General features: G+C 54.5%; 11 protein-coding genes. 3 read left to right on the forward strand and 8 right to left on the reverse strand.

Going from position 1 to position 14,097, the window contains the following annotated elements; all coding sequences use genetic code 11:
* Positions 1-159 precede the first annotated feature (159 nt).
* From ACSQ36_RS44315 to ACSQ36_RS44325, 3 genes are all read right to left on the reverse strand, one after another.
* Positions 160-960, reverse strand: a complete 801-nt coding sequence (locus ACSQ36_RS44315) for an energy transducer TonB (RefSeq protein ID WP_436187171.1) — start codon at positions 958-960, stop codon at positions 160-162.
* Positions 961-1,289: 329 nt separating this feature from the next.
* Positions 1,290-1,835 (reverse strand): toxin, encoded by a 546-nt coding sequence (locus tag ACSQ36_RS44320; RefSeq protein ID WP_436187172.1) that lies wholly within the window; start codon positions 1,833-1,835, stop codon positions 1,290-1,292.
* A 1,260-nt stretch (positions 1,836-3,095) separates the two neighbouring features.
* Positions 3,096-4,835 carry an IS1634 family transposase gene (locus ACSQ36_RS44325; protein WP_436187173.1) on the reverse strand — a complete coding sequence of 580 codons (1,740 nt, stop codon included), beginning with the start codon at positions 4,833-4,835 and terminating at the stop codon, positions 3,096-3,098.
* A 428-nt stretch (positions 4,836-5,263) separates the two neighbouring features.
* On the opposite strand from ACSQ36_RS44325, the gene ACSQ36_RS44330 reads away from it, so the two are divergent.
* Positions 5,264-5,632, forward strand: coding sequence for a hypothetical protein (locus ACSQ36_RS44330; RefSeq protein WP_436187174.1), 369 nt, complete (start codon positions 5,264-5,266; stop codon positions 5,630-5,632).
* Positions 5,633-5,982: 350 nt separating this feature from the next.
* Here ACSQ36_RS44330 and ACSQ36_RS44335 read toward each other — a convergent pair whose 3' ends face one another.
* The 3 genes from ACSQ36_RS44335 to ACSQ36_RS44345 all read right to left on the reverse strand — a co-directional run bounded on the left by ACSQ36_RS44335 (position 5,983) and on the right by ACSQ36_RS44345 (position 9,575).
* On the reverse strand, positions 5,983-6,813 hold the full coding sequence (locus tag ACSQ36_RS44335) for a hypothetical protein (protein ID WP_436187175.1): 831 nt from the start codon (positions 6,811-6,813) through the stop codon (positions 5,983-5,985).
* A gap of 303 nt (positions 6,814-7,116) precedes the next feature.
* Complete coding sequence (locus tag ACSQ36_RS44340; RefSeq protein ID WP_436187176.1) at positions 7,117-8,883, reverse strand: hypothetical protein; 1,767 nt, start codon at positions 8,881-8,883, stop codon at positions 7,117-7,119.
* A gap of 113 nt (positions 8,884-8,996) precedes the next feature.
* The gene (locus tag ACSQ36_RS44345; RefSeq protein WP_436187177.1) at positions 8,997-9,575 is read right to left on the reverse strand and encodes a hypothetical protein; all 579 of its coding nucleotides are present in this window, start codon (positions 9,573-9,575) and stop codon (positions 8,997-8,999) included.
* Positions 9,576-10,236: 661 nt separating this feature from the next.
* Between ACSQ36_RS44345 and ACSQ36_RS44350 the strand changes: the two genes are divergently transcribed.
* Positions 10,237-10,491 (forward strand): hypothetical protein, encoded by a 255-nt coding sequence (locus ACSQ36_RS44350; RefSeq protein WP_436187178.1) that lies wholly within the window; start codon positions 10,237-10,239, stop codon positions 10,489-10,491.
* 329 nt (positions 10,492-10,820) lie between these two features.
* Here the strand turns inward: ACSQ36_RS44350 and ACSQ36_RS44355 are convergent, their stop codons facing one another.
* On the reverse strand, positions 10,821-11,477 hold the full coding sequence (locus tag ACSQ36_RS44355) for a hypothetical protein (protein WP_436187179.1): 657 nt from the start codon (positions 11,475-11,477) through the stop codon (positions 10,821-10,823).
* Positions 11,478-11,817: 340 nt separating this feature from the next.
* Positions 11,818-12,672, reverse strand: a complete 855-nt coding sequence (locus tag ACSQ36_RS44360; RefSeq protein ID WP_436187180.1) for a hypothetical protein — start codon at positions 12,670-12,672, stop codon at positions 11,818-11,820.
* Between the two features lie 99 nt (positions 12,673-12,771).
* On the opposite strand from ACSQ36_RS44360, the gene ACSQ36_RS44365 reads away from it, so the two are divergent.
* Complete coding sequence (locus ACSQ36_RS44365; protein ID WP_147467929.1) at positions 12,772-13,476, forward strand: hypothetical protein; 705 nt, start codon at positions 12,772-12,774, stop codon at positions 13,474-13,476.
* Positions 13,477-14,097: the final 621 nt, after the last annotated feature.

A 14,097-nucleotide genomic window follows, 5' to 3' on the forward strand; every position in this document is an offset into this window, starting at 1 on the left:
ACGATCTAGACAGCGGTGACCAACGTCGGCTGCTGGCGGATCAGCGCACGATGCGTCTGCTGAAGTCCGATCAACGTCGCCTGTCGGAGCCGCTATCGTGCGCCATCGCCTCAAAATGGCACGCGCTTAGTGCAGCCCCATTTCCAATTTCAACCACAACTATTTGATGCAATACTGTTTTGCTGCAGCCGCTAGCGGCGAACCGGCGCGAATTTCACCATACCCGGTGCCATGTATTGGCGGATCAATCGGTCCTTCTCGATTTGAGAAGACTCCGGCCAATATTGCACCCCGATTGCGCTCGCAGTCGATCGTGTAGTTCATCAACTGCTCGGTCACCGGTATAAGAGCGATAGAAATCTTGAATGGCTCGTTCCACTGTGTTCGCATCCATAGATTGACGGCCTTATCATTGCATTGTACCGACGACGCATCGAGTTCTGTATGAGATCCCTTGTACGTCGCGATCACGGTCCAGTCCGCGGGATGCCCCTTACGTGCGGCGATCGCTCTTGCTAATACCGCTGCACCGGCGGCGGGCACATAACGCTCCGAGTCAGGCGACAAAGTGCGCATCGATGGGCTCATTGAAAACTGAACCGTGACGCTTTGAGCGACTCGTTGCACCGAGCCTTCGAAGACATACGGTGAACAGTGCCCTTTCAGGACGGCCGTTCGTGCCGCCGAATCGATGGCAGGGTTACCACTGCCTTTACCAACGAGCGCATTCGTAATTGTTCCGTCCGTCTCGACGATAAAAGTCACGCCGACTGTGCCACTTTGCCCGTCTCGGCGGGCATCTTGAGGATACTCCGGAGCAACGATCTGGCAGGACAGGTCGATCGGCGGTCTTGCTACCTCACCAGAAGCGGATGCCGGACTGCTCGGTGCACAAGCGGTCGCCATGATTGCGCAAACGACACAGATCAGTATTCTCGCGAGACCGAATCGAATCGACATCAACTCACATCTAGCGATATGCGCCGAACGCCCTAAAACGTTCCCAATGCCTCTAGATATTTTCATGAGTCTCCGCTCTATCTAGGCGCATTCGAGATGGCATCTGATGCCTGGGAATAATTCAAGCGCATGATAGCCCACAGGTCCGCGATAACGGGTTATCGGCTCACTGCGTCCAGCACGTCGTCATGACCGGCGCGCCCACTCGGTCCTGGATTGTCGTCAATTTTGACGCGTCTGTCGAATTTCTCCAGTTGGCCGAACCCGGTCCGATACCGAAATTCCGTGCTGGACCCATCGCTACATCTACCAAGCCGTGAAACGTAAGCTTACTCATGGTTTCGGGTCTTGTCGGGCATGCAGGACTTCAGGAATTCTTTGGCCTCCGACGGTCGAGTAATCTCCGTCCATTGCAGATGAGCATAGTGTGGGTCCTCCCGAAGTTTGGCGAACTTGATGCGGTTCTTCGCGAACGTCGTGTATGACCACAGAAGTATCGAGTCGCGGGATAAAAATGCCATACGCAACGACTCACGATTTCCGTGTGAAAGGCGGGTGCGCAGGATTCCGCGACTAATGGTACGGCAGAGCAAACGGGGGAACACGGTGGTGCGACCAAAATTCAGCCAGACGACATGGGTGGCACGAGACCAGAGCAGATCGCGTACGGCGCTATAGTTGCCGTACGCCACCCAGCACTCTCCGGCAGTGGATTCCCGGACCGCATTTTCGAAGCTTGAATGTGGAACGGGCTGCCATTCAGGGCCCCAATAAAGCTGGTCGAGTTCGATGTAAGGACAGGCCATGATCCTTGCCAATGCCTGAGCCAAGGTGGACTTTCCCGCTCCGCTTGTTCCGACAATGAGAAAACGCATGGACATCGGGCCTCGCTTTGGGCGGATTATTTTATATCGTGACCTTATTTGATGTGCTGCTATTGTTGACGATCTAGCAGCTACCGTCGACTGTCTCTTCATGGCCGCACAGAGACGAACGACCAACGCCGCGCGACGCCGGCCGTCGACCAGCACCGAACTTCCGTAGGCGACCCACTGCGGACGCCTGGGCTGCTCGGAAGCGGACACTGAACTGGCTTGCTAATAGAATATCGTTAGTCAATTTACGGAAGCGGGATGGGGCAATATGTTCTGGCCGGACGAAATAGCAAAGCTATTTGCCGGAAAAACTTTGCAATTCGACCATGATCAATCGGATTTTCGACAATGATGAGATTGCTTGCGTGGCCTGCGCTCGCTCTTTTTACAACACAGGCGTTGGCACAGTACGCCGAATACTCATTGCGGCCGTCCTACCCCAACGTCCAAGTATCCAAGCCGTCAGATTGGGCATCGGTCACATATCCCCCTGCACCCCAGCCTCTAATTCCGCACAACGTTTATCGTACGCCGCCGATTTTATTGCCGTCGCCCGTTCGGCTGGCTAAGTTAGACGACCCGTGCTCGCCAAACTCGCCCTATATATCTCGGGCGTTGTCCTTTGCAATGAACTGCGAGAATTGGGACGCAGAACAGTTTCAGCGTGAGCACTTTCGACCCGGATTGGGCCCTCCTGTAGGAATCGACACTCGCCTTTTTGCGTTCCGTTTGCCCTGATTTACCTGCAAAACACGATTTGCTCCTGCGCAACCAAATCAGACCTGCCTCCATTTTCGGGATCAGGAAACGGAGCGCGCAACCCGTCCCACTAGTCGATTGTCGACAACTCATTTGTCGTTGTCGAATGCTCCTTTCTGGCCGAATTGTGTCTGGTAGTGGTTACCGCTACCCGACCCACGATAGAGACAGTCGACCGTCGTCAGTTAGCGGCCGCCCGCACGAACAGCATTTACACGATTTCGTATTAGCGCCCTTGCGCGATGGCGCAAACGCTGCGAAAAAGAGAGGCTCGCTCCAACGAACTAAAGCGCAGCGGCGATTTCTTCATCAACAGGAATCCCTGCTCAAGCCAACTCACAGCAAGGCTACACCAATACGCAGTCGGCCAACTAAGGCCAATCAGTACTATTTCTCGCGCCGACGACGGGGTGGTCGCCGGAAACTCGGCTAGTCCGAACTTTAGCCCGGCGCTAACATAAGCTATTGATTTCGCAGTGTTATGCGTAGGTGGGAGAACGATTACTGGGTACAAGCAGCGTTGACGTTCAGAAGGCGGAAGGCCTTTTCTTGGATAGGCGTGGGCCGAGTGGTCATGATGATCTTGGCGTTTGGATTGAGTGGCGTGTGGCAGACGTTGTACGTGAGCGTAGCCAGATCGTCGAGTAACGTGCGAAAGCTGTGGACCGGCAAGCCATCCTCGGTGAGCTTGGAGGCGTCCTTGGCTTTCGCCTGTTGCGAACGTTGCGCCTTGGCCACTGGCGAAGGCCGGGCCGCGCGCGCTTGCTCGACGTATTCATCGTCAAACAGCATAGGTTTTAACTTCTCGCGCATGTGCCACTCGACGTAGTAAGCGAGCATGCACAGAAAGACATGCGCGCGCACGCGCTGGGCATTCCAATGGAATACCGGACGGACCTGCAAATCAACCGTCTTCAGCGAACGGAAGGCCCGCTCCACGACCGCCAGACCCTTGTAGGCCGTCACGGCCGCCTCGGCTGAGAGCGTCGCTGTCGGCAAACTCGTACGTACTACATACAGACCATCAAGCGCAGCCTCCTGCTGGATCTGCTCCGTCTTGCGCCGCCAGCTCAAGCTCGAGTCGGTGATGTTCAACTCGAAGTGCTTGGCCATCTTGAAGTGATTGATGACCCGGCCCACGCGCAAGGCAATCGCCTCGATGCCCTTGAGCCGGTTGCGCACGCGCGTGGTCGCCTCGGCAATCTGGGTCAGTTCCTGTTCGGTGGCTTGCAACAGCGCCTCGCGTTTGCGGGTGCGCTCCTCGGCCAACAGCGGATTACGGCACACTACCAGGCGCTCGCCGGGGAACGCTTCGCTCGTCACCTCGAGCAGGTTGCGCTCATCGAACAGCGAGGGCTGGAACGGTCCCTTCTCGCGGGCGAGCGCGGCCATCTGCGGCGCGCGCAAACTGCTCACCCAGTCCAGGCCAGCCGGGCGCAAGAGCGTCTCGATACGCGCTTGCGTGAGCATGCCCCGGTCGCCCACCCAGGCGAGCTTGTCGATCCCGTAGCGGTCTTTGAGCTTGGCGACCTGGGGCGCCACGGTGGCCGGATCGGCGGTGTTGCCGGCAAAGACCTCAACCGCCACGGGGCATCCCTCAGACGTGCAGATCAGACCGAACACGATCTGGGGATCGTCGCGCTTGCCATCGCGGCTGTAGCCTCGGGCCGCAAGCTCGCAACGGCGTCCGGTCACCCACGTGGAAGTGAGGTCATAGAGCACCAGCGTACTGCCGCCCAGATGCTGCCTGGCAAGCCGCTTCTCGATGCCCTCTTGAGCCTCGCCCAACCAGTCAAGGGCGGCATAGACCTGCTCGAGTTCGACGTCCACGAGGCCAAGCAGGCGCGATAGCGAGTGGGTCGCGCTCTCGTCGCGCAGCATGCGATGGGTGGCGAGCTTGGAGGCGGGCGACACGACCCGCGCCACCAGCAGCGCCATGATCACACTGCGTAGCGGCGCGGGCGCAGGCGCGAACCACTGCTCGGCACCGCAGGCGCGCGCCGCGCCAAGCACGGCGGCCACATGCCCGTGCGGCAGACTGCGTTCGATCACGAAGGCTTCATCGACCGAGGACACGGCGACGCCACCGCGCAGCAGGACCTTCAAGCCTTCGATCACTTCACTCGGCAGCGACGACAGGTTCGCGAGGGTGCGCTTCTTAACCCTGTTGCCGTCGCGATAGGACTCGCGCAGGAGGATCGCGGGTGGCGAGTTGCGGTTGGGTACGTGTTCGATGTACATGAACACCAAGTAAAGCATATTTAACGTAAAAAGAAAGGTAAAAACAATTATTTACATGGCTACATTTGAATCACAAAAATAGCCGAGCACCCCGTGCTGCTGAGGGTTCCGGCTGATTGACGGGAAAAAGTTCGGGCTAGTGGACGCTCCAGCGGCAAGACTACTGAGGGAGATAACATAGTGGAGCTTGGCTGTAGTCGGAAGATGTTGCGGTGCCTTATCGTGCACGATTCCAACCGGTACTTCGAAGGGCTGTTTGTGGCCGAACGCGGGCCGACGATAAGCGTGCCGAGCTGACTTGGAATGGCCAGATACCTCCTCAACGGCTGTTTCATACGAGCCCACTGTGGACACTTGGCAGATTCAAGATAATTTATGCCGGCCGTAGTACAGAAGCCTAATTTCCAAAAGACTCTGACAAACAAAAAATGAAAACCAATGTTGACAGCAAGTTCTTGGTTCATAAGCTACTGGCCTACATAGTGATCGCCCTCGTGATCACCCTAGCGATCGGAGTGGTCGTCTGTATTTTCGCCGCACGACATGGCGACGTTCGGACCACTGACATTGCCGGATTGATTATGTTGCCTTGCGCCATATTACTGATGCTTGCAGGTGCACTCCAAAGCATACGTACTGGGGTTTTCGGTAGTGGTTTGCGAGGACCGATAATTTTCCGTGAGCGCCAGCCGGTGCTGTTTTGGGCGCTAATTTGCCTTACGGGTTTGGGTGTGACGCCACTCGTCCTGTTCGGCTGGTACATGCTTCTGTTAGACGCGCTGCACAACTTGCGGTAGATACGTCTGGCTAGGAGTGAGGTGATTGTCGACGGACTGGCCGGCAAAGTCGAAAGTCGGCTTTTGGCCGGACTGTGCCTTTCGACGCATGCGCCGCGAGAAAGATTCTCGGGATCTAACCAAATGCGGCGCCGCCCAAACCCAAAAAAATAGCCCCGGACGGTACGCACCGGGCTTGAGCTCGATTCACATGGTTTCGGGAGAAGAAGGCCGGACTCTACACGCGTCATGAACGCGCAGCAACGCGGGAAAAAATAGCCCCGGCGGACGCGATCAGTCGGCGCGGGGCTGCAACGTAAATTGCTCTGTCTCGAGAACAGACACGAAGGTACTCTGTGGATGAACGACATCTACTCACCGCCGATCGGGTCGTCTTTGGGTTGATAACGTGCCTCGGGATGTTGAACGATGGGGAGCGGTTTGAACGTATAGGTGTAAGGTTCATGCACGGACGCCGCCGCGCGCCTTTCCAGAAGCATGCGATACGTTGACAGTGTCCATCGATGCAACATTAAAAGGGCGTCGAAATATTCTGAAAAACGGGGTATGTAATACCCCAAGATCGGCGGTCGATTTACCACCCCAAATCGACGGTCCGTCACTTCCACTGTCGGGATCATCGTGCCGTAGTTGTAGTAGACCAGCTTGTGCACCGCGTTATGAATCTCAGGGTCTAGGAGCATCCCGTGACGCGTCAGTACGCGTTCAGCGGAGTCGCGAATATAGGTACTTTCTTCACAAAAATAATTACGCCATTTCACGTCCGGATATATGCCTGGCGGGCGACTGATATCGAGCGAGTCGAGTACTTTTTGGATGCTGGATTCCGACAGTAAGTCTTCCCAGCTTGAGGGTTCGCCGTCGCCAACGGAGGTTTGATAGCATGTCTTCCAAAAAAGCAGCGCGCGGTCCGTCATAAGGCGAACGTCTTCGAAAACGGACGCCGTCACCGGCAAGAGGCGCCTCTTCTCGCGACGCTTCTGCAGGAACTCGATCGCATAGACTGTGACGGCAGAGCCTATAAATCCGGCTATAAGATTCGGGCCAAGATCCTTTAGCAAAGCATTAGTGCTTGTCGTTAGGCGGTAAGACACCGCGATGAGGACAAGGAGCAGGGCCGGGAGGCCAAGCACGTCAATCGCCGAGGAGCCCAAGGCGCGAATTTTCGTTCCCCAATTCATGATTGGCCTCACGCAGGTCCATATTCACGTCCCTCTCTCAAGCCGACACCGGACGCTGTCGACGACCCGCTCTGGCCGGTTTCTGCCTGCCGGTGATCGGCCGTAGTCGACCCATTAGCCGTTCGGGTTTCGTTGAGCAATGTCTGCTTTGCAGCGATTCTCGTCCTCGTCCCCAATAGTCCACCGGCAGCTCTTCGCCCTACAGCGTAGGTTCTGCAAAGGCTCCAGTCGGTGGGGCGGATTGCCCCTTCAATCCACGCATCCGCTGGCTTGCAAGCCATAACGCCCCTGTGGGCTCGGGGGCTATCCCTTGCTGCGGTCATTCCCTCCGAAGAGCAGCTTTCCAGTCCACCAAACCGCGTGGCCGAAGTTGCCAATCAACTGCTCTCCCTGTCGAAGATACGACGAGGTGGTGTCGATGCCGGCGAGCTTGAGAGCGTCTCCGATCTTTGAAGTGGTCGGATGTGCGTCGCCAAGGCGCATGTCGTATGCGCCGGCGATGGCTCCAAAAATCTCCCGCGCCCGCTCGTCCCCAGCCTTCTGGGCCAGTATGCTCTGAAGCAACTTGTTGGAGCCCAGCTTTTCCTTCTCGGGGTGATTCGAGAGTTTTCGAAGTGAGCGTACGTCGAGTCGATCGGAGAAAACGCGAACTAGCTCCTTTGCGAGTCTCAAGAGAGATGCTTGATCTTTGCTCGCAAATCGAGAGACGTGTTGCATCGATGAGGCATCGTCAATTTCATGCGAGAACAGGGGAACATCGAACTCTTTGCGAAATCCTCCTTCGAGCAACCGCATACACTCGAATAGCAATTCCTCCACGGCATGCGTGTCCGCTGGCTGGGCCCTTACCTGAGATGCCAAGAGTTCAGCGGAAACTTTGCCCTCCGGTGCGACGTTGTTCGCGGCCCAGAGGAACTGCTCCCAGGCAGGCAGCTTTGCAATGTCGTAAGCATAAACGGTGATGAGCTCAGATGAGTTGATCCCAAAATGCGTTGAATATCCAGAGCTGGAGTTGATCGCGCCGGTTTCGGCGGTGTACCACTTCAGGGAGAAGCCCCGATGGGTCAGAAGTTCGTTGACCACGGATGGACGGAACCAGAGCCATCTGCCGATGTCCTCGTCGTCCAACTCTGCCGACGACTTGCGCGCGCCATCGGTGTCAACGATGAAATGGGGTAGGTTCTGATCGACGTCACCGCGGACACGGGTGCTCTTTCCCTGATGGTCAATCCACTCGTCTCGCCAGAACTCCCCTTCGACACGCACGCCAAGGTAACCACTTCGATAGCCTTTCGAGCTCTCCGAGGCGGTGTTGTCGTTGTTCTCTGACCCCATGACCGGCGCGTCTTCCTCTTCATCGACGTCGGTTCGCCACATTCGGAACGACGCCCAGCTTCCTCCAAAAACAGCATCCAACTCGCGAAAGCGGAGTTCATACCTTCCGCCATCGCGTTGGTCGCTAACCTCAGACAGCTTGGCATAGGGACTGTCCTTGAGGCTCGACACGTTCTCGACACGCTGGCGGTAATAGGACAGGCGAAGCGATAAGTTCCGCGCTGCGAGGTAGTCCATCAGGAACTCTCGCTTGATTTCGATTCGACGATGGTCGCCATCGCTGCCCGCCGTCTCCCTTGCGACCACGGTGAAGTCCTCTTCCGGTCTAACCCAGTTAGGCCCTTCCTTAATCAGACGAAGTGCGACTACCAAGTCTGGATTTAAGATCCATTGTCGGCCGCCGACGACTGGTTGCGGATGCTCGAAGACGAGGTTGACCCCAGCTGGCTCCTTGTCGTTGTACTGATATTCATCGATCGGGGAGTAGCGACCATCTGCGTAGGCATAAGGGGCCACTGTGTGTCCAATGCCAATGTCGCTCCAGCTCAGACCTTCAGCGAGTTCACGATGCTGCTTCGGAAAGGCGACCGAACCGCAAGCGAACAAGTCGCTGACATATCCGACGTCCTTCAAACCGAGCTGCTCTTCGTTCTGAGATGCGCGAAGGGGGATCCATGTTGCGTGTGCAAACGGGCGTCGTATTTCAGATGTTTGAAGAATCCAGGCTTCGTTCATGGGGTGGCTTTCGAGGTGCTTTCAGCTGCCGGGTTTCGATGGGGCAGTTTGCTTCGGAATTGTGACCTTCAACGTTTGATCTATGCGATCACCCAGTCATGAAGCGGGGCGCTTCATAGCTTGAATGGAAGGCTGTCGAATTCACATGCAAAAGCGATTCTCTTGTAGATTTCATCGTTCGTCTCGCTATGCAGACCGAATGTCAGATAGTAGTTCTTCCCTTCATGCTTGTGGAACACCACCCATTCCCCCGTCATCTTATTCGAAGAGCTCTTGATCTCGATTGGGTCAATGACCATATGATGGGAAAGGTACTTGGTGAAAGCATCGCAGCCATCGGCTTGAGCAGCCTTATCCAATACCTCGTTGAGGTGACGCCCCCCTTCCTTGCTGCGCAGAAAGTTAAGCAAATTCGTTGGGAGAAACCTCGGGCTGGTGAAATGCTTTTTATAGAGACCGGTCAGCGGTGCATGCTGAAATTGATCTTCCTGACCTGTCGCGCTTGAAGAACTTAGTCCTTCGAGCAATTTGATCGGTTGAGTAAGATCAAAGGTCGAAAAGGTTCTTCTAATCTCAAACGAATGCGCTTGAGCGAGCAAGACTGTACTGAGTCTTGACAAATCGAGCCCATAGAACGCAACGGACTCGGCAGCCCAAGCAATTAGTTCTTCACGAGAAAGGGAAGCGACCATGTCACCTGAAACTCCTGATGAGCAGCCAAAATGAGGAATCGAACACACGGCTACAGCTAAGCGTTTGCGCACTGATTGTCGACGATTTACAGCCGCGTGTCGAACGTCTCAAACTGGCCGGAACTGGACCGAGGGCAACTGGCTCCGGCCGACCCGTTTCAGTCTTTCAGTTCAATGCACTTTGTGCCGTAGCGACGGGAATAGCGCGTTCTAAATGGCACGGTCGAGTAGTGTGACACCAATTGTCGTCAAATCTGTTACGGAAAGTTGAACTTCTATTTCAGTTGGCGCCTCTCTGTCGCAGATCAATTGGCGAGGCCATCTTAGCGGTCTCAAGTCGCTATACGTAGTTAGTTAGAAAGAGATGCCCTGTAAAATCAACGTTGGAGTCTTCCACTCAAATTATTTGTATGTTATCGCACATATTTTCTTCTAAAAATATCGATAATGGGTGTACCAAGAAAAACGCTCGATCCTACGCTATCGCAATGAGAGTTTGGTGGTTAACTTTATTCTAATAATATAGTAAATTCAAGAGCTCGCGATACCGTCGCAAATTTTGAATGAAAATGATGATTTGCAGATTGTAAATTACCGATCAAGGATTTCGAGAGAACGTTTTTCGTGGATTAAATTTGCGTATTTTAATAAAGGGTGAAAAATGGCAAATAAATTTGTCTCTACTTGGTTTAAGGCTGCAATGGAAGGCTCGCGGAGCACGAATTTTGCTGATTATGCGAGCACGCTCCAGAAACAATATGAGGCATTTGATGCTGCAGGGTACGATGTAATTAGTGTTGTGCCTATCTTGACCGGAACATCTGAAACTATCAATAGCAAGAATAAGACCTTTCTCGCGGAGCCTACTTTCTCGATTACCCGCGGCGCAGTAGTTATCGGTAAGCGTAGAGAATGAATCCTGAGGCTGCTCCTCACTCCGTCCAGACATCGACAGCGCTTGGTCATTGTCGACGATCTGGGCGTTCAGGTCGACGGTCTGCTTTTGGCCGAACCCGGTCTGACGTTGGACCGGGTTAGTGCTCCGCTGATGATCGGTCCGCGTAGGGCAGAAGTCGACCCACAGCCGCCCTTCGACTAGGCGCCATCTGAATGGCCGCTCCCGAGGTAAGCGGCCATTTCATCAATACGTTGCGGGGCAGTCTGCTTCGATAGCGGACTGGCGGTGGAAGTGGTGTCTAGCGGCGTTCTCGCAGGCGATGTCGGATGGCCGAGATCAACAAATGATCAGGGCGCAGTCATTGACTGACTAGCCGTATCAACGCGCTTTGTCGATATGTGAGTCATTATTTGTGACAGACAATTTTGTCTCCATTGCTTGCATATGTCCGTTTCCAAAATGTATGAGCCATCGCTTGGGAACTCGGCCAGATATCGAAAATCACGCGATTCCCCCGGGGGTACAGAGGTTCCCGGATCGGGACTCAATCGCGATGTGAATTGGGCGGTGTACGTTTCTTTTTCATTAGGTTTGAAGAACGCCAGCTCAATGAGAGCGGGGTTCAGAGCTTGACTTAAGTTCTTACTTGCATTGTGAACCGTCAAGGTGACTTGATATTGCCTTACTACTGGGTCGAGCGCGACCAGTGATAGGTCAACTCGAATAACATCCGGTTCGCGGCCAGCTACTTCACCACCCCGTTCATAATACGCAGGGTTCTGAAAAATATAGGTATGCAGGGCCCACCATGCACCAATCATTAACCCGATAACAACCGCTAAGCTTTGTATCCCTGAAGAAATCTTTGAAAAAGACTCAATTAAATTGCTTGAAGTATGTGGTCCGTTTGAGTCCGACTTGCGGCGGACGGTTACGCATCGTTGGTAGGTGGAGGAACGCCAACGCGTTGGACGACCTGTCATCGGGTTGCCAAATGGTCTCATAGATCCTCTCGTTTGCGCATTACTTCATCCCATCAAAGGCTTGAGTCAGGCCGCTTGTTCCAACGTGCGCCATTGATCGTACACCGTGCGCGGCAGCTAGCCGCCGGGGCGAACTGCGCGCTGCACATGATCGATTAGCAGACGGCCAGGATCTCGATATGCTGACGCAGTCACCTTCGGGGTCGAGCCGATCTGCAAGGTTTTGCGGATAGACCCGTCGGGCTCCGACACCATGCCGCGCAGCTGCGAGATCCGGCAAACGCTGTACCGGCGTTGACCTTCGAGATGCAGCGAACGTGCATCAATGCGTTATTACAGTGTTTCGACTTGACGAGAGGGCTTAGGGATGACTTGATTTGCCAGGTACCGGAGAGTTGATGCACTGCGCCGCGGCTACGGAGTCTGTCGAATGTGCACCGGAGACGGTACTATAAGCAAAGTAAATCCATGCGGCAATAGCACAATACCGAAGCGTTTTTGAGCAAAACCTTGGGACGGTGTAGCCAATTATCTGCCTTCTGCTCGTTTGGCTTGCAAGTCTATTTGTAAATGCCGCCGGGTGTTCGGGGTGATTTTTTATCAGAAACTCGAGAATAATGTCTAATTTCTCCTGCGCCCTTCCCACCACAAGTGATAAATAATGCGCAATCACCGCGCCAACGGTAAGGAGGAGGGCTTGAATTAACGGTGTGCCACGTATATTGATGGCTCCGGCAATCACAATCGACGAGAATGTCACCAAAAAATTGAAGCGCGTATTAAGTAGATTTTCAAGAAACGCGCGCTCTTGGCTTATATCCCATCTAGGTGATGCCTTATCGACTGAGTTATCCAATACTTGGGGTTGAGCTGAGTTTCCCATTACGGTTCCCTTTTCCGTTGTGTAGTCGAATCTATACGAACTGAGAATGATAGAGTAGATGGGGGCCATCAAGCGCCGTTCATCTAGCACGAATCCGTGAGATTCGGGTGTCGGCTTCGCAGGGCGGACCCGACGTCCGAATGACTGAGCGAAGTCGCGGGCGGACGTCGCTTCCTGGCCGAACCCGGTCCGACGTTGAACTGGCGGAGTGGGCCGCCATTGATCGGTCAGCGTCGGGCAGAAGCCGACCCTGAACAGACCTTCAGACTGGCGCATCTTCAATGGCTGCTCCTGCGGTACAGCGGTCACAGCCGTTTCGATTTTCCAAAACATCGGCACGCTATAAACTACACTGCAGACAAGACAGCGTAGATACTTTCATTAACAAAGACACGTTGCAAGAGGCAGATTTCTTTGTGGGGAAAAATGAACGTGAACGCCGATTCGATTGTGAAGGAAATGGATCAAAAATGGGATCTTTTTTACAACGGGTTTATTTCAGCAATTAAAACAGACAAAGGGGTAGCGCTAGGAATCATAGTATTAGCAGCTGCTCTGGTGTACTTGTTGTTGAAGATTAAGCCGTCGTTGGGGCAGATCGTGGTGGTGATCGTATTTATCGCTGCCGGCGGGTATGTATTCACAGTTCTCGAAATCACGACCGTGCAACAAGCTATTAAAATTGCGCAACCGCCATCACCGGAGAAAAGCAAAACTCTTCCGGAACGGACTGCTACCCCACCTTCAACTGCGGCATCAGCTCCGGCTTCGAATTCGGCATCAATTCCGGCTCCGAATCCCACGTCAGTTCCGGCTTCCGGCACCGAAGGCAGAGAACCGGAAGAGCGCTTGTTTACTAGCCCAACTGTACGAGCAGCATCAAAGGGGGATAACGAAGAGGTTAGACAGTGTTTTACGCCCGAACCCGGGTGGCGATTCGTACCGGAAAGCGCGAGCGTTCAAGTTACGGTGAACGTACAGAATGAAGGCCTTGCAGGTGTTAGCATAGCCAAAATTGATGAGGCGTCGGCGACGCGAGTCTGTCTTTCGTTGGTTAGCAGGCCGTCTACGAGCTACTCAAGAGCAACGATTGAGGCTCATTTCGACGCGCTAATGCGTCAGAATCACAATGAGTAGTGAAGCGTACATCACCCCTCCGAAACTATATATGTTTCGATGATTCAGCTTCCTTTGTCTGCCAGGTCACAACTGACATTCCTACAAAAGCGATTAGCGCAGTTTTTCCCTCGTGACCGGTATTCGAAGGGTGAGCGCCGTTGACCATCTTTGCCAGACGGACAGATGCATGACCGCAGGTGGCCGCTTGTCGCCCGATACGGTCGACATATGCCGACCCTTTCCTGTCATTCGAAAGTACCGACAGCGGTCATTCGAATTGACGGCCACCGGAAACGCTGTACGCTTGCCGAGTTCGCTGGTGCGAGGAAAAGGTTCGCCACCTATGGACGACATTCCCTCCGTCTTGCTAACAACTTCTGACCAACCGAAGCAAATACATCAATTGCAGGAAGCACTTCGCGTCCCTCCCCGTCTCCGTCCTGTCTCCGAGGCTGTACGCAATACCTACGCGCGTGCTGTGTCCACTGCCGTCATGAGGCAATCCGCAGGCAATCCGAGGCCCAACAGAGGAGCAATCGCACGCTACGCGCACGCGTCAAGAGGGCCGCACGGGGGCGTACGTGTGCGGGCGAGCGGCGTAAGGCCCCACAGAAATCCAGATCAAAATTGGGCCGGGTG

The sequence above is a fragment of the Caballeronia sp. LjRoot34 genome, from assembly GCF_964253815.1.
Taxonomy (GTDB): domain Bacteria; phylum Pseudomonadota; class Gammaproteobacteria; order Burkholderiales; family Burkholderiaceae; genus Caballeronia.